The sequence below is a fragment of the Psychrobacter glacincola genome (genome assembly GCF_904846075.1).
In the GTDB taxonomy this organism is placed as follows: Bacteria; Pseudomonadota; Gammaproteobacteria; order Pseudomonadales; family Moraxellaceae; genus Psychrobacter; species Psychrobacter glacincola_C.
Window position 1 is genome coordinate 12,168 of the sequence record NZ_CAJGZH010000001.1, and the last position, 20,667, is coordinate 32,834.

Here is a 20,667-nt window from a genome sequence, read left to right on the forward strand (position 1 = left end):
CATGAATGAGTTTGAGCTGATTGAGCGTATATTCTCGCAAATGCAAGCTACGCAGTCATTGTCTAGCAGTGTCGACAAAGGCAGTGTTGAAAAAGGCATTGGTGATGATGCCGCGGTGATGAGCTTGCCTGCAGGCGCGCGATTAGTCAGCTGTATTGATACGCTGGTTCAAGGTCGACACTTTAGTGCTGACTGGGAGCAAGTAAATAAGCTAGCATTTACCATCGGTTATAAAGCCGTGGCAGTGAATGTCTCAGATATTGCCGCTATGGGTGCAACCCCGCATAGTATTCTACTGGCATTAGCTTTGCCTGAGCGCTTGGCAAATGAGCACTGGTTAAGTGAATTTGCTAAAGGCTTATTTCATGCTTGCCAGCTATTTGGGGTGACGCTGATTGGGGGTGATACCACGCGCAGCGACAATTTAGTGCTTAGTGTCAGCGCGCAAGGGTTACTCACCAAAGAGACGCCAGCCGTCTACCGTTCAGGCGCGCAAGTTGGCGACAAACTTTATGTCTCAGGCACGCTTGGCGATGCCGCTTATGCGCTACAGCATCCTGATACTGCTATCGGTATTGAGCTTGCGCATCGTCTACATATGCCAACGCCACGTATTGCACTGGGTGCAGCATTGGCAAAAATTGGTGCGACTGCGATGATAGATATCTCAGATGGTCTGTATCAAGATATTGGACATATCTGCCAACAAAGCAGCGTTAGTATGCGCATTCATCTCGATCAGCTACCTACTAGCAACGCATTGGCAAACGCTGAGTTAACTGAGCGCTTGTTGTGCCAGCTGACTGGCGGTGATGATTATGAATTGGCTTTTACTTTGCCTGCTCATATTGAACCACCTGTTAATGACAGTAGCCACATGCCTGTTACCTGTATCGGCGAAGTCATAACCGTAAACAATCCAGATGCTACCAAAAATTTACGACCAGAGCTTTTTTATCAAGGACAGCCCATCACACCTACCCATCCCGCCCCCTTTACTACTTGGCCCAATCTGACGGGTTACCAACATTTTGCAGGTTAACCCATGATTGATCACAACCTATCTAAGCCTGATATCCGTAAAGCCAATGATTGCCCGCCGCTACCCGCCAATGCCAATATGCTTGACCGCGTAGTTTATTGGCTTGGGTTAGGTTTGGGTAGTGGTCTGCCTCGCCGTGCACCCGGTACTTGGGGCACGGTTGGTGGCTTAATCGTCGCGATACCATTGCTAAGCTTAGGATTCGTGCCATTTTTGATTATTACTATTCTCTCTTGTGTGATTGGTAGTTGGATATGCGGTCGTACCTCAGAGCTAATGGGTGGTCATGATAACCCGCATATCGTCTGGGATGAATGGGCAGGCATGTGGCTTACCCTACTGCCGCTATCTTATATGGGTATCGCTGACGGCAATTTTTGGCAAAATATCGCCCAAATCTCTTCTATTGTTGCCATTATTATCGCCTTTATATTGTTCCGCTTTTTTGACATTATTAAGCCACCACCGATTGGCTGGGCAGATAAAAAAGTCGCAGGCGGCCTAGGTATCATGCTTGATGACATCATCGCAGGTATCATGGCAGCAGCCGTTTGGATCATTATGTATACCACCATCCTTTAGCTGTTAAATTAGCCTCGCTTTTATATAAGCGACGGTCTTTCATAACCGATTGTCGTTTATAGTCCACCATTTTTTTGACTCGTCCACTTTTTTAGTAATGCGTTTGTGACGATAGACAATTTATCAGCAAGTCACCAATAAATAGTAAGCCCATGACAAGCAACGCAAGTTACAAAGATGTCACGACATAGCGTTTTAGTTAAATGACGGTTTGCGTTATAATTTGAAATTATATTTTGTTACATTTGTAGGCTATTATGACAACTCCCCTCTCGGTAATCATTCTCGCTGCTGGCAAAGGCACGCGTATGCAGTCGGCTAAGCCAAAAGTGCTACAGACATTGGCTGGTAAGTCGTTATTGGGTCATGTCCTTGATACGTGTCATCAATTAACGGTTGACGACACTATCATTGTTCATGGTTTTGGTGGCGAGCAAGTCCAAGCAGATATCAATGCTCAATATGCGCATCTGCCTATTACTTGGGTTGCTCAGACTGAGCAATTAGGTACTGGACATGCGGTGAAAGTGACCCTGTCAGAATTACCCAAAGAAGGGCAAAGCCTGATTCTCTATGGTGATGTGCCATTAGTCAGCTGCCAGACATTAGCAACACTACAAGCGGCTAACACCGAGGGCATGTCGATGTTGACGTTGACCGTAGACAATCCTTTTGGTCTCGGTCGTATCAGACGTGACAAAGACGGCAATATCGAAGCCATCGTCGAGCAAAAAGATGCCAGCGCCGATGAGCAGAAGATCCAAGAGATCAATAGCGGTATTTACTGCGTCGATAATGCGTTATTGCATAAATATCTGCCAAAGCTGTCTAATGACAATGCGCAGCAAGAATATTATCTGACGGATATCGTAAAAATGGCGGTCGCTGAAGGCATTAATATTGTCGCGATTGAGCCTGAGCATACCTTTGAGATTGAAGGCGTCAATAACCGCCAACAACTTGCTAGCTTAGAGCGCACTTGGCAAGGCAAATTAGTTGCAGACCTGCAAGAAGCCGGTGTACAGTTCGCTGATCCAAGTCGCGTTGATATTCGCGGTACCTTGACTGCGGGTCAAGATGTGTTTGTCGATGTTGGTGTGGTATTCGAGGGTGATTGTGTCTTAGGTGACAATGTTTATATCGAAGCGGGCTGTGTCATCAAAAACGCCCACATTGGTAATGCCTGCCACATAAAACCTTATTGCGTGATTGATCGCGCTGAGATTGGGGCAGGTGTTGATGTCGGTCCTTTCGCCCATTTGCGTCCTGAAACCGTACTGTCTGATAACAGTAAAGTTGGTAATTTCGTCGAGATTAAAAAATCAACAGTAGGTCATGGCAGCAAGGTTAATCACTTGAGTTATATCGGTGATGCGACCATTGGTACAGATGTCAATGTCGGTGCAGGCGTCATTACTTGTAATTATGATGGTGTCAATAAATCACAAACCATTATTGAAGACAATGCCTTCATTGGCTCGAACTCAAGTTTAGTGGCACCTGTGACTATTGGTGATACCGCTACGGTTGCCGCAGGTTCAGTGATTACTAAAGACGTCGACAGTAAAGCATTAGCCTTTGGACGGGCACGACAAACTCAGAAAAACGACTTTCAGCGTCCGACCAAAAAGTCAAAATAGCAATGGTCAATCACAAGCATTTTGAACAATATCTATTGAAGTAATACTAAGCAGCATGACAATTTTTGTGATGCTGCTTCCTTATATTTATAACGTCAAAATTGTTAGTATAAAAGCTCTGCCAGTATGAACTTCTATTATTTATTGACTGAACATTATCACCTCTCAAAGTATTTGAGCGGTTAAGCATTGAAACATTGAAGCCTTTAAAAATCAAAACATGAAACATCGAATTTAAGGAATAGTTATGTGTGGAATCGTTGGAGCAGTCGCTGAGCGTAATATCGCCAATATCTTACTTGAGGGTCTTAAGCGTCTAGAATACCGTGGTTATGATTCTGCCGGTCTGACCGTCATTCGTGATGGCGAACTCCATCGCGAGCGCCAAGTGGGTAAAGTGCAAGCATTGGTCGATGCTGTGGCAGTTAATCCTGAATTTTTCGATGGTCATATTGGTATTGCGCATACACGTTGGGCAACCCATGGCGAGCCGGCACAGCGTAATGCCCATCCGCATGTATCGGGCAAGATTGCTGTGGTACATAATGGTATCGTTGAAAACTATGCCGAGTTAAAAGAAGAATTGATTGCTAAAGGTTACGTGTTCACTTCGCAGACCGATACCGAAGTCGTCGCTCATCTAATCAATGATATCTACAAAACCACACCTGATTTACTAGAAGCGGTTCGTGCCGTTATTCCGTTATTACATGGCGCATTTGCCCTTGGTATTCTACATATCGACTGCCCAGAAGAGCTGATTACTGTTCGTTTAGGCTCTCCACTAGTGATTGGTGTAGGTATCGGTGAGAATTTTATTGCTTCTGATCAATTAGCCCTACTACCGGTCACCAATCGCTTTATGTATCTAGAAGAAGGTGATATCGCCAAATTGACGCGCAGTAGCATTCAGGTTTATGCCGATGGTGTCGAAGTAAAACGTCAGATACATGAAATTGATGCGGCACAGCACAATGCCGATAAAGGCGAGTTTAAGCATTATATGCTCAAAGAAATCTATGAGCAGCCAGACGCGGTTGCCCGTACTGTTGAGATGGCTGTAGATAGCGATGAGCCGTCTAAGCTGCGCGATGATTTTTTACAGCGTCATGAAGCGCAATTAAAAGGCATTAAGCATGTCCAAGTCATCGCTTGTGGTACCAGTTACCACTCAGGATTGGTCGCAAAATATTGGTTTGAGAGCCTTATTCGTGTGCCTTGTTCCGTTGAAGTCGCTAGTGAATTTCGCTATCGCAATCCTGTCGTCATCGACAACACACTCGTCATTTGTATTTCTCAATCTGGCGAAACGGCAGACACGTTATCGGCGCTACGTGATATTCAAAAGCACACGCCAGCAGGTCTAGTTAGCTTAGCATTATGCAACGTACCGACATCGTCTTTGGTACGTGAGACGGATATCTTTTTACCAACGCTTGCTGGTCCCGAGATTGGTGTTGCTTCTACCAAAGCATTCACCACTCAGCTCTCCGCTTTAATGCTATTGGTCTTAAAAGTGGGTGTCGTTCAGGAGCGCATGACTGGCGAAAACCTGAGTACCTTGCTTGGTCAATTACAAGAGCTACGTGGTCAACTACATGCCAGCTTAAACCTCGATGCGCCTATCAAAGCCATGAGTGAGCATTTTGAGTATAAAAAGAGCTGCCTGTTCTTAGGTCGTGGTTTGCAGTTTCCAATAGCGCTAGAAGGCGCGTTAAAGCTGAAAGAAATCTCTTATATCCACGCCGAAGGTTATGCGGCAGGTGAGCTCAAGCATGGACCATTGGCCTTGGTCGATAAAGACATGCCCATCGTCGTACTAGCGCCAAAAGACAGCATGTTTGATAAGCTAAAAGCCAATATGCAAGAAGTACACGCGCGTCATGGTGAGCTGTTCGTTTTTGCCAGCGAATCTAGTCAAATGGTCGCAGAAGACAGATTGCATGTGGTCTATGTGCCCGATGTTTGTGAAACGCTTGCCCCTATCGTCTACAGCGTACCCGTACAGCTGTTGTCATACCATGTTGCCGTAATGCGCGGTACAGACGTCGATCAGCCGCGTAACCTTGCTAAATCAGTGACTGTTGAGTAATATAAGTATTTGATTTTATTATCAATAAATTTATTTTTACACCGAGTCCTTCGCTATCTGGTACGAATAAGATAGCGAAGGATTTTTTTGTGAATAACGAAATAGAAAAATATCAGTAATTTATATAATTCAATCACTTATATAATTACTGTATCTACAGTATGGACAATGAGAACATGGATATCGAAAGCGACACCGCCAATCAAATCACTAATCAAATAGAAATAATCTATGAAGATGAATTCCTGGTAGCAATTAATAAAGAGGCTGGTCTATTGGTGCACCGCAGTTGGCTGGATAAAGGCGAGACACGCTTTGCCATGCAACTCACCCGTGATGCGGTAGGTTGTCATGTATTTCCGGTGCATAGGTTAGACAAGCCTACGTCAGGCGTATTATTGTTTGCCAAGAGCTCAGCCGTGGCGCGCAGCCTTGGCGAGGCTTTTACTGAACACAAAGTTACCAAGCAGTATTTAGCCGTGGTGCGCGGCTATATGTCAGAACAAGGCACCGTCGATTATGCGTTAAGCTTTCAACCCGATGCCATCGCCGATAAGTTTGCTGATTTGGACAAACCCGCTCAAGAGGCGGTGACCCATTGGCAAAGTTTGGCACAAATCGAGCTACCATTTGCCATATCAAAAAAGCATGACACGAGCCGCTATAGTCTTGTGCGCTTGACACCCGAGACTGGGCGTAAGCATCAGCTGCGTCGGCACATGCGACATGTATTCCATCATATCGTGGGTGATACTAGCCACGGTGATATACGTCACACACGATTTTTTCGTACTCACTATGATTGTACGCGCATGTTGCTGCATGCTCAGACTTTAGCGCTTAGCCACCCCGTCACTGGTGAGCCGTTATTGCTAAAAGCTAAATTAGACGATCAATGGATGCGTATCTTAGAAGAGTTTTCTTGGGTGGACAGCGCTAAAGATTAAACAGCGTAGGTTTTATCTTAGATAGTCATATCAAAGAAGTCGACATACTGATGCTAGATATGAAGGTTCGGTACCCTAGTAAGGACTTGAACCTTCGGCTATGAGCTTTTGGATTTTTATTTTTATTTTTATTTTTATTTTTATTTACCGTAAGCGCTGTTATAGGAATAAGAACAGCTAATATCATATTGGCTGGCGCTTTATTCCCAGTTTCATTTTTATATTCGCTAGCACCAACCCCGACAATATCAATATCATTGCCAGCATCTTCCACCATGTCACGACCTCTCCTGTAAGCAGCACTGAGGTTGTCATACCGAATACTGGCACCAATAGAGCAAACGGCATAACCTTAGAAGCCGTATTTTGACTAAGCAGATGCGCCCACAGTCCAAAGCCTATCAGCGTTGAGACATACACGATAAACCCAAGTGATAACCAAGACTTAAGCGATGCCTCGTTAAACGTCGCCAGCTGCCATGCCTCGGTCTCAAATATGAGAGAAGATAGCGTTAAAATCACACAAGCGATCAGACCACCCCAAACCACGAGAGCGAGAGCAGACAATGCGGATGCCTTATTCCTTCCAGTATTAGACGGAATAATAGCCCCGTCTGATCTTTGCTGCGTCGCTTGTGTTGACGCCTGTTTTGAAGCAATGTTACCAAAGCTCCAGCCTATGGCCGCAATCAAGATACAGACAAACCCAGCCAGAGGCATATCACCACCAAGGTTCAACGCGATGACGCTAAGCCCTAGCACACCGACCAGCATACCGATGATTTGCATGCGACTCACGGCCTCACCCAGTATAAAATACGCCAATAATACGGTAATAAAAATTTGAATTTGTAGCAATAGTGCCGTCAATCCTGCTGATGCCCCTAAGTGCATGGCAGTGAAGACAAAAGCATACTGCATGACAAACGTACCGATAGCATAGATAAGTAATGTACGGTTAAATTTGGGCGGTTTTAGAAAAAAAACCAGTGGCACAGTGGTAAAGAAAAAACGCAGGGCGGTGAGCATTAGCGGTGGAAAGCTTTCAAGCCCCCATGCAATAAAGGTAAAGTTTACACCCCAAATAAAAGTAACCAGTACAGCCAATGCAGTGTATATAGGAGTCATGTCGTTGGCCTAGAAAGTTATGGCTGATTATTATATTTAAAAATTTTATGACAATCTCGTATTAATCATAGGATGCTTTTAGAGAGTGAGTACTACACTTACACACAATAGAACGGCAATGAGCATTAATGTTGCACCGCCTATTTTTGTAATTAACTAGAGGTTATCCTGAGCTTTCCATAGATATCGACTGGCTAAAGCAAATGCTTCTGCGTAGCAAAAATGGATCAGTGAGACCAAGAGGCAAAAAGCTGAAGCTAAAATTAGAAATTGAGAAAGATAGGCTTGCTCAGTATCGATAAATTGCGGAAATACAGCCATAAAAAATAAGATAGGTTTTGGGTTAGAAAGGGAGGTTAGCAAACCTTCTTTGAACAACCTACCAGCACTTGTGCTACTCACATCTAACGTGTTGTCAGACTCTAGGACAAATGATTTTCTTTTTCCAAAGGCCATTTTGAAAAACAAAAATACGCATACCCAACAGAACCCAGATACTTCACCCTTTAGGCCCATTAATAGACCCATTAATAGACCACTTAAAGCAGACTGCTATAAGAGAACCACTCAAAATAAACTTTTGAACTATCTAAACGTTGCAGTTTAAACGCGCCAATATAAAGACTCAAACCAATCCCTTATACAGAAAGTAACACCCTACAACCGTTAATAACAACGCAAAGCACTTCTTTAAAAGCTCTGGTGATAGTATATGAGCAACTTTCGCGCCTAGCTTGGCGGTAAAAAAGCTCATGATGCTGATCCCTAAAAAGGCATAAATATGCACAAAGCCAATGGTGTTAGGCACATCAATTCGTTGCTGCATCCCAAAAAATATAAAACCTAATGCCCCAGCTATGGCAATCGGCAGACCACAAGCAGCTGAGGTGCCAACGGCTTTTTGCATGACTACACCATAACGCGTGAGATAAGGCACGGTTAAGCTACCGCCGCCAATACCGAAAATGGCAGAAGCGATACCGATAACCCCACCTGCTGCTAATTGCCTAGGTTTTGAAGGCAGTTGTGTATTAGCATCGTCGGCACTACTAGAATTGGTAGCAGGATTAGCTACCTGTTTTTTCCCACCGAAAAACATCTTGTAGGCGACCCAAAGCAAAAATACGCCAACAATGAGCTGAAGGTACAGCCCAGATATCTGCCCTGCAATCCCTGCCCCTAAAAAGCAACCAATCGCTAAGCCTGGTGCCAGATTTTTGAAGACAGGCCACATGACTGCGCCTTTTTTATTGTGTGCCATGAGCGAGCTGATAGAGGTGACAATGATGGTCGCCAATGAAGTACCTAATGCCAAATGCATGATATTGTCAGGGCTGTAACCCATTTGCGTAAAGACGATAAATAATAATGGCACGATAATTGTGCCACCGCCTACACCAAATAGCCCCGCAGCAAATCCTGCTAGCGCGCCTATAATTAAAAAAACGATTAATTCCACGGGATATTTACTTCTTATGTAGAGTTAGTACGATGGTTATTTTAGTTCAGTGACAATCAATCAGTTAAAAAGCCAACTTAAGCGATTTCTACTTGATCCACTTGACCAACCCGAGAATAGGCACGATTAAAATACACCAAACTCTCCTCTTGCTCACTTTGTCTAATGGCGACCACCCGGCACATGAAAACACTGTGCGTGCCCACTTGCTGAATGTCCTCAATCTCACAATCAAAACTGACCAACGCATCTTCTAAAACGGGAGCGCCTGTTTTGAGTTGTGACCAAGAGCCGTATTCAAATCGCTCTTGTGAACTCAATTTGGAGGCAAAAGCGTTAGATATTGATTCGTGCTGTGCGCCTAAAACATTGACACTTAATATTTTATTTTCAATAAAATGAGCATGTGAGCGAGACGTCTGATTCATGCAAACCAGCAAGGTTGGCGGTGTATCGGTGACGCTACACACCGCAGATGCGGTAAATCCATGAGTACCAGCGCTGCCTTCTGTGGTAATAACATTGACCGCTGTTGTTAACAAAGACATACCATCTCTAAAATCGGTGGCTTCAATCATGACTTAACTCCTAAATTTTAAATCTTTAAGTTCATTGATAACTGAGGTCACTCATGAGTTTAAACAAGCTAGTATAGACGGGGTTAAAAACCCAACCTATAAAAGCTAAATTTTGTATCAGTTTATTCAATGAACCCTAAGCGGTCAGTTCTTGACGCACGATTGCTGCGCCTGCACTTAACGCTTGCAGCTTACCTCGTGCCACTTGGCGCGATAGTGGTGCCATACCGCAGTTGGTTGAAGGATACAGCTTATCCGCATCGACGAATTGCAAGGCTTTACGTAGTGTATTGGCCACTTCTTCAGGGGTTTCAATAGTATTGGTTGCCACGTCAATGGCACCAATCATCACTTTTTTACCGCGGATCAATTCAATCAAATCCATGGGAACATGTGAGTTTTGGCATTCTAAAGAGACAATATCGATATTCGACTGCTGCAACTTAGGAAAGGCTTGCTCATATTGACGCCACTCTGAACCCAGTGTCTTTTTCCAATCGGTATTGGCTTTGATGCCATAGCCGTAGCAGATATGCACCGCCGTCTCACACTTTAGACCTTCAATGGCACGCTCTAACGTGGCAATACCCCAGTCGTTGACGTCATCAAAGAACACATTGAAGGCAGGCTCATCGAATTGGATAATATCCACCCCAGCCGCCTCTAACTCTCTCGCTTCTTGATTTAAGATTTTAGCAAATTCCCACGCCAATTTTTCACGGCTTTTATAATGACCATCATATAAGGTATCAATCATGGTCATCGGACCAGGCAGTGCCCATTTGATCGGCTGATCGGTTTGCGCACGTAAAAACTTAGCATCATCAACAAATACAGGCTTTTGACGGCTTACCGCGCCCACAACTGACGGCACACTGGCATCATAACGATTACGAATGCGCACGGTCTCGCGCTTCTCAAAATCGACGCCATCCAGATGTTCAATAAAGGTGGTCACAAAGTGCTGACGAGTCTGCTCGCCATCACTGACAATATCGATGCCTGCATGCACTTGCTCTTGCAATGTCAAACGTAGTGCATCTTGTTTGGCTTCAAGCAGTTGCGCGCCTTCTAATGCCCAAGGTGACCAGATTTTTTCAGGTTCTGCAAGCCAAGAAGGTTTCGGTAAGCTGCCAGCCGTTGACGTCGGTAATAACTTTTGTGTCGGTAATAATATTGTCATACGATTCATCTTCTTATTAATTTGTATTTTACTTTTCGGCTACATTTATATTGGCTATGCTGCGGCTTTTTTTACGGCTTCTTTTTGAACAATGCTGCTTGTCACATCATAGCTTGCTGCCCACTCATTAAGAATGGTTTGGTATGGCTTGATGAACTGCTCTTCGGTGAACTTACCTTGTGTCAATGCCATCTGGCTGCGTTCTTCACGGTCATACACAATTTGAGTTAACGAATAATCTTGGTACTTCAAACTCGGTTGATACACTTGACCCGCTGCCGAATTGGCATTATAAATTTCAGGTCGGTAGATTTTTTGAAACGTCTCCATGGTACTAATCGCACTGATCAGCTCAAGATCGGTATAATCGCTCAGCAAGTCACCCGCAAAATAAAACGCTAATGGCGCGGCGCTACCCGTAGGCATAAAGTAGCGAACGGTTAAGCCCATTTTGGAAAAGTACTCATCGGTTAGTGACCCTTTGTTAAAAGAACAGCCATCTTGTTTGTATTCAACGCCCAATACAGGGTGCTGATTGGTCGTACGTTGATAGGTTTTACTGGTGGAAACACTCAAGCAAATCACAGGCTTTTTAGTGAAATTAGCTTGGTAAGCTCTTGAATTCAATAAATACTGAAACAGTTTGCCATGTAAGTCACCGAAATCTACTGGCGGCGCAGATGATGGATGTTTATCGAAATGGTCTAATAATACGACGCTAAAGTCATAATCGCGCACATAAGATGAAAAACTATTACCAATCATACCGTCAATACGGGTGTTTTCTTTATGATCCACAATCGTTGTTTGCAGCATCTCGATGATAGGGAAAGTATCGCCATTTCCTGCCACATCCATGTCGACAGAAATAATATCAACCTCAACAGAATAACGATCTGCGGTGGGATTATCCCAATGTGCCAATGCATTAAAACGATTATTTATCATTCTTAATGTTTTGCTTAAGTTCTCCTGACGATGCTCGCCACGCGCCAAATTCGCAAAGTTCGTCGTCAAACGCGTGCTATTTGCAGGATGATAGTTTTCATCAAAACGAATGCGCTTAATGGCACAACTAAATTCTTTACTCATGATAATCCGCTACCCTAATCTACTCTCATTATTTGAGATAAAACCAAATTTGTGTATGAGATGAATCATACCTAAACTATTACATGAATAAAAACGATACTATTTAAATATAAGATGAATATAATTCATGTTAATGAATTTATGGTATGACATGAGATTGGATAGCGGAGACTTTATGACTTGCTCGATAGGATCATTCAGCACAAAATAAGCCTGTAGAAAAATGAGCTACGCCAGTGAAAGCATAAAGAAAATTTCGATAAACTAACTAACGAATCTAAGGGTTCTCTCATTAAAAAAGCCGAAACTTATTTTCTAAGTCTCAGCCCTTTTTTTTATAATATAAATAGAGAATTGCTTTCTATTGATTGTGTTAGCGATAAACATTCTTAAGATTTTTTCAACTTTAACGCGGTCAAACTACTGTCTTGCCGCTTCAATCTGAATGTTTAGCTGAACTTTTTTAGTAATACCCAATAACGTATATTTGCTGATGCCCCATTTCGTTCGATCAATGGTCGTTGTAAAATCCCCACCGCAAACTGGTTTTTTTAATATTGGATTTAGGTAGCAATTGAACTTGCTGGCCGTTAGCGTAATGGGGTTAGTCTTGCCGTGTAGTGTCAACATACCATCAACTTTGCTGACATTTGAGCCACTACCATCAGTCGTAAAATACCATTTGGTAGACTCAAATTGCGCCAGTGGAAACTGCTCAATATCGAAAAAATCTGCGCTTTTTAGCGTGATATCAAATGCTGCATTGCCTGTATTTAAGCTATTCAGAGGAATTACTAGCGAGATATTACCAGTCTGAGCCGCTGGATCATAATCTAGCTGCCCAGTGATATTATAAAAGCCACCTGTGTTGGTAGAGGTATTAAAATGGTCAATAGCAAAGCGTACATTGGTATGGGTGGGGTCGATATCGTAAGTCCTCGCCTGACTGCTGGCGATACCCAACATGCTTAGGCATAAGGCTAGTAGCGGCTTCCGCGAGGACAGTATGACTGTCGAGAGGGACATTTGATTCATAGTAACATTCCTTTGCTATATAGATGATAGAGCCATCACATCCTTTGTGACTGTGCTCTTGTGATTGTGCTCTTATAATTGCTCTCTTATAATTGCTCTCTTATAATTGCTCTCTTATAATTACTCTCTTATATAATGACAACAAGCCCATACTTAATCAATCAGTATGGGCTTGTCTGTTTTAGATATAGCATTCTCACTGCTAACGCTATGTCATAAGTATGATCAAATAAATCCGTTAAATTATACTTTGCTATCTGTCGTTGTCTGCTCTTTGCCACTAGGTACAAGCCATTTAGCAAACCATCCTGACAAATCATCCATCAAAGTATAAACCACTGGAATCACCACAAGGCTTAATAACGTCGAAGTCACCAGACCACCCAATACCGCAGCGGCCATCGGACGACGGAAGGTTGGATCGGCATCACCCCAACCGAAGACTAAGGGCAACATCCCCGCGCCCATCGCAATGGTGGTCATAATAATAGGACGCGCCCGCTTGCGGCAAGCATCGATAATAGCCTCAAAACGCGCCAAACCTCGACGCTGTGCAATCAGTGCATAATCGACCAATAAGATAGAGTTTTTGGTGGCAATACCCATTAGCATAATAAAGCCAATCATCGACGGCATAGAAAGACTGCTATTGGTAATAACCAAGCCTACAAAAGCGCCGCCTATCGATAAAGGCAATGCCATCAAAATGGTAAAAGGCTGCAATATACGCCCAAACAATAGAATAAGTACGCCTAAAATACAAACCACACCGACCGACATCGCAATCACAAAACCGCTGAATAGCTCAGCCATGTTTTCTGCTTGACCTTGGTCAATAATGGTAATGGAAGGCGGTAGTTGTTGCATGGCAGGTACTGATTTAACCGCTTGTACCAAATCTCCAAGCTCGCCACTCGCAGGTTGCACCGTGATACTGATGGCGCGTTCCCGATCGAGCCTGCTAATCTGCGCAGGCCCAGTGCCAAAGTCTAATGACGCGACTTCACCCACACGTACACCCTGTCCTGCTGGTAACGAGCTCGGTACATATAGACCTTCTAATTGACTGACATTTTGTTTGGCAACATCTGGTAAACGAATGACGATAGGAATCTGCCGCGTATCCAAATTGAGCTTGGATAAACGCTGCTCATAGTCACCCACCGTCGCCACTCGTAACGTCGTAGCGATGTCTTGCGTGGTCACACCTTTATCCGCCATCGCCAGTCTGTCTGGCGTCACCGTTAACTCTTGACGCGGCAAACTGCGGTCACTGGTCACGGAGCCAGCACTGGGTAGCCCTCGAATCTCTGACATGATTTGCTGAGCGGTTTGTTCAAGCAATTGCGGATTAGTACTGGTCATAGAGAAGTTGTAACCACTCTCTCCACCACTCGACAAACCGACGGTAAAGCGCGCACCTGGCACTTCTGCCAACAAACTACTTATTTGACGTTCAATCTCTTGCTTAGAGCTGCGCTCTGCACGTGGTGCTAGTACGATGTCTAGACCTGCTATATTTTCGGCTTTGCCACCACTAGAGTTTGAGTCCATGCTAGCCTGAGCCTCACCGACTGAGGTAAAAATATTGGTGACTTCAGGCATTGCTAAAATACGCTCACTTGCCAGCGCAGCAACGCGCTCTGTGTCTTCCAGCGCAACGTCAGGTGTCAACTCAATCGCCACACGAGTTTGGTCAATGTCATTATCAGGAATAAACGATGTTGGTAGTAATTTGACAAGCATCAGTGACGCCACGAATAACACTAAAGTTGCACCCATCGTCAGCCAGCGATGATGCAGTGTCCATGCCACTATTTTGAGATACCAACCCATCAGCGCGCTTTGTTTCTCAACGTGTTTTTTCTCTGGTCGCAATATATACGCTGCCATCATCGGTGTGATAAGACGCGCGACCATCAAAGACGCAAAAATCGACAATGCAGCCGTCCAGCCAAACTGACGGAAAAACTGTCCAACGATACCGCCCATAAAGGCGGTGGGTAAAAACACGGCAATCAAAGTAAAGGTGGTCGCGACTACCGCCAAGCCAATCTCGTCAGCCGCTTCCATCGCTGCTTCATACGGTGTCTTGCCCATGCGTAAATGCCGTATGATGTTCTCGACCTCGACGATCGCATCATCAACCAATACACCAATCACTAACGACAATGCCAACAAAGATATAATATTGAGGCTAAAGCCAAATAAGTACATACCTAAAAAGGTGGGAATCACTGATAATGGCAAGGCGACAGCAGCAACTATAGTTGCCCGAATATTGCGCAAAAATAAGAATACAACGACGACTGCTAACAGACCACCTTCGATCAGCATCCGTAATGAGGCTTGATAATCTTCAGCGATGGGCGTTGCCCGATCATAGACTTTTTCAATAGTGATATTCCCTACATCGGCTGACAGCTTGGCAAGCTCTGCATCAACCAGCTCCATGACCTCGACTTCACTGGCACCACGCGAGCGGGTGATGTTAAATGCCACCACCGTTTGCCCGTCGAGCTTAGCAATAGAGCTTGGGTCAGCCGCGCCATCTGTGATTTGTGCCATACGTCCAAGCGCTTGCGTACCACCTGCTGGGATTGCCACTTGTAAATCATTGAGCTCACTTGCCCGCTCCACCGCACCAAGGACACGAATCGTCTGGGTGGTTTTGCCCACTTCTGCTTCACCACCAGAGCTGTCCTGCTGAATACCCGTGATTTGATTGGATAGTTGTGTGATAGAGAGCTTAAGACCACTCAAGGTAATCGGGTCAGCTGCGACGGTAATCTCACGCTGCAAACCACCAATACGGCTAACCGTGCTGACACCCGGTATATCAGAAAGACGCTTGGTGACCGTATCATCGACGAACCAAGACAAGTCTTCCACATTCATGTTTTTAGAAGCCACAGAATAAGTGACAACGGGGAATCCTGCGGTTGAAACTTTAGTAATAATAGGGTCATTGGCCGCGGCAGGCAAATCGCCGCGTACCTCGCCTACTGCCGAGCGCACATCATCGACCGCTTCTTGAATATCCTTTTCTAACACAAACTCTGTGACCATGGTGGCAGCACCCGTTTGTAACGTGGTGCGAATATGCTTGATACCCTCAATACTGGTGAGCTTGTTTTCTATCTTTTTTGCGATGTCGTTTTCGAGCTGTGATGGCGCGGCACCCGGTAAAGTCACCGTGACCACAACTGCAGGTAGGTCAATATCAGGAAACTGCTGCACCTTCATTTTCATAAAGCCATAAATACCGCCTAACGTCAGTAGTATAAATAGCAAAATGGCAACTAAAGGATTTTTTATCGAGTAAGCAGAAACATTTAAACTCATGGTTGTGCCTGCGCTGCTGTACTCGTTTGGCTAACACCATCAACGATACGCACCAAATCTCCATCATTTAAAAAGCTACCGCCTTGTTTGACAATTTGACTGTCACTAGGCAATGGCTCTAGCACTGCCACATTTTCGCCAAGTCGCTCGCCCAATGTCACTCGTTGTTGCTTGATACGACCCATGGTCTGACCATCTTGAGTGGTCACATTGGTTACTAGCATCACATAATCATAGCCATCGTTGCTGACGATAGCGCTATTGGGCACCGTTTGCGTACTGGCACTGCCTAATAGGAACTCACCCGTTTGATACATACCTGCCCGTACTTTTGCATTGGCTGCCAAGCTCGCATAGATGGTAATCTGCCGGTTGTTGTCCGCCGTTGGTGCTATGCGGCTCACTTTCCCCATTACCGTATCACCATCTGGTAAGCTCACCCGTACTGGCGTCCCGACACTGACTTCACCGACAAGCTTGGGATCAATATCTGCACGCCATTCCAAAATACCACCTTTAATGATAGTAAATAATGGCTCGCCACCAGCAACCATACCGACCTCCGCCATTTTCTCGCTGATGACACCGCTGACTGGTGCGACCACTGTTGCATTATCTACACTCAAGCGCTGAGTGCTCAGACGCGCTTTGGAGGCTTGTAGCGCAGCCTGTGCTTGAAGCTTTGCAGTGCGATAGCGATCGGCTTCTTGTTTGCTAATCGCATCAATATCAAGCAGTGGCAATACACGGGCAGCATCAGCGCTGGCATTGGCAAGCGTCGCTTCTGCTTCGGCAACATCTGCCTCTGCTTGCAAGACTTGCTGCTCCATAGCATCGGTGTCAAATATCGCCAATACTTGACCCGCTTTGACGCGATCACCTTCTTCAACCACTATACTCTCGATAGCCACGCCATTGACTTTAGCACTGACATTCGCCGTATCTTTGGCATCAATGGTGCCATCAGCACTGAGTGTGTTACCAATATCATCTTGGCTTGGGCTGACCGTTTCTACTGATAATACCGCCTGCTCAGTGCTCGTAGCGCTTGCAGTGGCACCATCACTTGAAGTACGACTAGAAGCTGGTGATTCATCGGTCGCGGCTTTATCACTACCGTCCCAATACTTTCCAAGTAGCACACCAATGATAAGCACGGCTGCCAATACGGGTAACAACCATAATGGTAGTTTTGAAGCGGTTTTTTTAGACAAATTATCAGACTGGCGATACGGTGGTAGCTCAGATGGTTGAGGTGGCTCAATGTTGGTTTCTTGCTCGCTAGTCGGTGCTTGCTTATTATTAGGGTGTTCAAAATCACTCATAGTCGGTCTCTATAAATAAGCACGGTACTAACGCCGTAAAAAGTATAAGGGAAACAAAATGATACAGGCAGAGCTTATCAAAATAGTCTTTTATCATTGTAGACTATCTCGTCATTGGGTCAATTATGTTAAGTATCTACATAGTCAATTGTTGATAGTAATCAAGATATAATAATCAAGACGTAGTAAGACATTGAACTTAATAAAGGTATTAGTAGCAAAGATTATCAGGTGAACGATAAGTAAAGACAAAAGACAGCGTATTCCTAGTTCATTGCATAAGTCTTCTTCGCACAAAATCCCTTGCTTAAAACCTATTCAGCCAATGAAAACATGACCAAATATGCTGTCATATTGAATGCATTAAGATATGACCATTATAGTTGGAACAATCACTTGTAAAAACTAATGATACATACGCCCTACAGTTTAGACTTGTATTTATGGGGTAATTTGTCATTATTAAGATAACTCTACTAATAAAAGAATCCATCATGGCTAATAAATCAGACGTAAAGAAGCTTAAACAAGAAATTAAAGATACCAAAGCAAAAATTAAGCAGAAAAAGAAAGACCTCAAAGATCTTAAGAAGTCATTGAAAAAGTCGAAAAAAGCTAAATAGCTTTTTTTCCAGATGATGGCTTTACGTCAAAGAATAGAAGAGGATAGCATTGGCTGTCCTCTTTTTTGCTATTAATTTAGCCATTTTTAGCCCATTTAGAGGATAACCGATTGAATTGACTATACGCCTTAGGCATTAGTATAACGACTCGCCTCAGGCATCCAGCGGTGAATCAGTTGGCTGACATCTGCCTTGCGCATAGGATCTGCAATTAAATGTTTGGCTAAACGCTGAGCAATGGCAAACAGCTGCTCGTCACGTATCAGATCAGCCAAATAATAACCGACGTTACCCGTTTGACGTTTGCCTAATAACTCACCGGGACCACGCAGTTCCAAATCTTTTTGCGCAATGACAAAACCATCAGTGCTATCACGCAGGACATTTAAACGCTCTGTACCTGTCTCTGATAATGGCTTTTGGTATAACAGTACGCAATAGCTTTTGGTTGAGCCTCGCCCGACTCGCCCGCGCAGCTGATGTAATTGCGATAGACCTAATCGTTCGGCATTTTCAATGACCATTAACGACGCATTAGGGACATCGACCCCGACTTCAATGACCGTTGTGGCAATCAGCAAATCCAAATTGCCAGCTTTGAATTCTTGCATGATGGCTTGTTTGTCAACGGATTTCATCTTGCCATGGACAAGACCAATGCGAATATTCAAGCGCTCATTTAAATCCTCATAAGTAGCTTCAGCAGCTTGCGCATCCAGTACACTAGACGCTTCGACCAACGAGCAAACCCAGTACGCTTGCCTACCCGCTTCACAATTAACCGCAATCCGCTCAATGACTTCATCGCGTCGATTACGGTCAATGGTCACCGTAGTAATTGGCGTACGCCCCGGTGGCAATTCATCAATAATCGAGGTATCCATATCACCGTACACGCTCATCGCGAGCGTGCGCGGAATCGGGGTAGCGGTCATAATCAGCTGATGTGGTGTGCTATTCGCCACACCTTTATTGGTCAGTGCCATACGCTGCTCAACACCAAAGCGATGCTGTTCATCGATAATAACTAAGCCCAATTTGGCAAACTGCACCTGCTCTTGAAACAGTGCATGAGTACCGACCACGATTTGCATCGTGTTTTCTGCGACGGCTTCCAGCGCTTCGCGGCGCTGCTTCGCCGTTTGTTTACCAGCGAGCCAGCCGACACCGATACCTAACGGTTCAAACCATTGCTTAAAGTTAACCAAATGCTGCTCTGCTAAAATTTCTGTGGGTGCCATAACAGCCACTTGCCAGCCACTATCAAGCGCATAACCCGCCGCACCTGCTGCAACCAAGGTTTTACCTGCGCCAACATCGCCCTGCACCAACCGCAGCATCGGGATGGACGTTGCCATATCAGCCGTAATATCTTTCATGACTCGTTGCTGGGCACCCGTTAAATCAAATGGTAATGCAGCAAATAGCTTATCGGTAATCGGACTTTGTGTGGCACATTTGGGTGCTTTATGCTGATGCAGTTGCTGACGACGATATAACAAGCTGAGCTGATGGGCGGTTAATTCTTCAATAATCAAACGCTGGCATGCCGCATGAGTACGGGCACTTAACTGGGTGAGTAGCTGATATTGTCGTCCGGCGTCGGTATAAGTCGGCGGTGTATGCAGTAATACTAAGGCTTCAAATATCGTCAGGTTATAGACGTTGTTATTAACTGTTCTATTAGCGACTGTATGGATATCACTGTTTGTATTATTATTGGCATCATAGACATTGGTTTTATTGACACTACTAACGCTATGACCAGTCGTATTATCTGGCACACTACGCGCCAATGTCGAAAATATATCTTCTGTATACTCTGCCTCTGTTACTACTGTCTTCGTCGGTTCAAAAGGCGCTAATGGCAAGTCAGCCACGACTGCAAAGTCTGTAGGAGTAAACAGCGTCATCGGTAAGCCTTCACTGCGAACCGTCTGTAATGCCAGCTTAATTAAGGTACGCAGCTTATTTTGATGCAAACCTTTGACACTTGGATAAATAGGCTGCAAACCGGTATTTACTACCGCTTCATTACTACTGATAATTTGATATTCAGGATGGTGGATTTGCTTACCATAACGACTCACCTTTACTTCGCCAAATAATTGCAGTTGCGTCCCTAAGCTCATGGTTTGTGCAAGACCACGATAAACCTTAAAAAACCGTAGCGATATGGTGCCCGTATCATCATCTACCACGACCGTCATACCGCTGCGCTTGGTATCGACGTGCACCACACGCCCAGTAATCAACGCAGACTGCCCGTGCCCCACCTCTGCTATAGACAGCAATCGGCTACGATCTTCATAATCACGTGGCAGATGCAGCAATAAATCAAATATTCGTTTAATATTCAATTGTGCCAACTGTTCTGCGACTTTTAATCCCACACCCGCCAGTGCCGTCACTGGCATATCTAGCGCTGAGAGTGGCAGCTCAGACCTAAAGTGCTCTGTTGGGCTAGTTAAAGAAGCGTTCACTGATACTGACATCAAGGATCCTAACGATATTATTTTTAATTTTCATATACTCATTCAAATATTTTCAATATACCGTAGATGATGACAGTTTTTATAAAACAGCTGTCATCAAC

The 20,667-nt window shown here is 44.5% G+C and carries 16 protein-coding genes; 6 read left to right on the forward strand and 10 right to left on the reverse strand.

Annotation, left to right across the window (positions count from 1 at the left end; translation table 11 throughout):
- Position 1: 1 nt before the first annotated feature.
- From thiL to truC, 5 genes are all read left to right on the forward strand, one after another.
- Entirely contained in the window at positions 2-1,042 is a 1,041-nt protein-coding gene (gene thiL / locus JMW85_RS00070; RefSeq protein WP_201580550.1) for a thiamine-phosphate kinase, read from the forward strand.
- 3 nt (positions 1,043-1,045) lie between these two features.
- Positions 1,046-1,624 carry a phosphatidylglycerophosphatase A family protein gene (locus tag JMW85_RS00075; RefSeq protein ID WP_201580551.1) on the forward strand — a complete coding sequence of 193 codons (579 nt, stop codon included), beginning with the start codon at positions 1,046-1,048 and terminating at the stop codon, positions 1,622-1,624.
- 257 nt (positions 1,625-1,881) lie between these two features.
- The gene (gene glmU / locus JMW85_RS00080) at positions 1,882-3,264 is read left to right on the forward strand and encodes a bifunctional UDP-N-acetylglucosamine diphosphorylase/glucosamine-1-phosphate N-acetyltransferase GlmU (protein ID WP_201580552.1); all 1,383 of its coding nucleotides are present in this window, start codon (positions 1,882-1,884) and stop codon (positions 3,262-3,264) included.
- Between the two features lie 247 nt (positions 3,265-3,511).
- On the forward strand, positions 3,512-5,356 hold the full coding sequence (gene glmS / locus JMW85_RS00085) for a glutamine--fructose-6-phosphate transaminase (isomerizing) (RefSeq protein ID WP_201580553.1): 1,845 nt from the start codon (positions 3,512-3,514) through the stop codon (positions 5,354-5,356).
- Positions 5,357-5,532: 176 nt separating this feature from the next.
- Entirely contained in the window at positions 5,533-6,303 is a 771-nt protein-coding gene (gene truC, locus JMW85_RS00090) for a tRNA pseudouridine(65) synthase TruC (RefSeq protein WP_201580554.1), read from the forward strand.
- A 183-nt stretch (positions 6,304-6,486) separates the two neighbouring features.
- On the opposite strand, the gene JMW85_RS00095 is transcribed toward truC, so the two are convergent.
- The 9 genes from JMW85_RS00095 to JMW85_RS00135 form a co-directional block, all read right to left on the reverse strand.
- Entirely contained in the window at positions 6,487-7,431 is a 945-nt protein-coding gene (locus JMW85_RS00095; protein ID WP_201580555.1) for an EamA family transporter, read from the reverse strand.
- Positions 7,432-7,587: 156 nt separating this feature from the next.
- Entirely contained in the window at positions 7,588-7,959 is a 372-nt protein-coding gene (locus tag JMW85_RS00100; RefSeq protein ID WP_201580556.1) for a LysE family translocator, read from the reverse strand.
- 97 nt (positions 7,960-8,056) lie between these two features.
- Positions 8,057-8,890: a sulfite exporter TauE/SafE family protein gene (locus JMW85_RS00105; protein WP_201502886.1), complete on the reverse strand. Its 834-nt coding sequence runs from the start codon at positions 8,888-8,890 to the stop codon at positions 8,057-8,059.
- A 77-nt stretch (positions 8,891-8,967) separates the two neighbouring features.
- The gene (locus JMW85_RS00110; protein ID WP_201502887.1) at positions 8,968-9,468 is read right to left on the reverse strand and encodes a flavin reductase; all 501 of its coding nucleotides are present in this window, start codon (positions 9,466-9,468) and stop codon (positions 8,968-8,970) included.
- Positions 9,469-9,604: 136 nt separating this feature from the next.
- Complete coding sequence (locus tag JMW85_RS00115; protein WP_201502888.1) at positions 9,605-10,651, reverse strand: methionine synthase; 1,047 nt, start codon at positions 10,649-10,651, stop codon at positions 9,605-9,607.
- A gap of 54 nt (positions 10,652-10,705) precedes the next feature.
- Positions 10,706-11,743: a DUF1852 domain-containing protein gene (locus JMW85_RS00120; RefSeq protein WP_201580557.1), complete on the reverse strand. Its 1,038-nt coding sequence runs from the start codon at positions 11,741-11,743 to the stop codon at positions 10,706-10,708.
- A 420-nt stretch (positions 11,744-12,163) separates the two neighbouring features.
- Positions 12,164-12,778 (reverse strand): YceI family protein, encoded by a 615-nt coding sequence (locus JMW85_RS00125; RefSeq protein WP_201580558.1) that lies wholly within the window; start codon positions 12,776-12,778, stop codon positions 12,164-12,166.
- A 243-nt stretch (positions 12,779-13,021) separates the two neighbouring features.
- The gene (locus tag JMW85_RS00130) at positions 13,022-16,123 is read right to left on the reverse strand and encodes an efflux RND transporter permease subunit (RefSeq protein ID WP_201580559.1); all 3,102 of its coding nucleotides are present in this window, start codon (positions 16,121-16,123) and stop codon (positions 13,022-13,024) included.
- Positions 16,120-17,448 (reverse strand): efflux RND transporter periplasmic adaptor subunit, encoded by a 1,329-nt coding sequence (locus JMW85_RS00135; RefSeq protein WP_201580560.1) that lies wholly within the window; start codon positions 17,446-17,448, stop codon positions 16,120-16,122. Before JMW85_RS00135 ends, JMW85_RS00130 begins: the two co-directional genes overlap by 4 nt.
- 494 nt (positions 17,449-17,942) lie before the next feature.
- Here JMW85_RS00135 and JMW85_RS14350 point away from each other — a divergent pair, with 494 nt between their 5' ends.
- Positions 17,943-18,071 (forward strand): hypothetical protein, encoded by a 129-nt coding sequence (locus JMW85_RS14350; RefSeq protein WP_265088293.1) that lies wholly within the window; start codon positions 17,943-17,945, stop codon positions 18,069-18,071.
- Positions 18,072-18,199: 128 nt separating this feature from the next.
- Here JMW85_RS14350 and recG read toward each other — a convergent pair whose 3' ends face one another.
- Positions 18,200-20,566 (reverse strand): ATP-dependent DNA helicase RecG, encoded by a 2,367-nt coding sequence (gene recG, locus JMW85_RS00140; RefSeq protein WP_265090722.1) that lies wholly within the window; start codon positions 20,564-20,566, stop codon positions 18,200-18,202.
- Between the last annotated feature and the right edge of the window lie 101 nt (positions 20,567-20,667).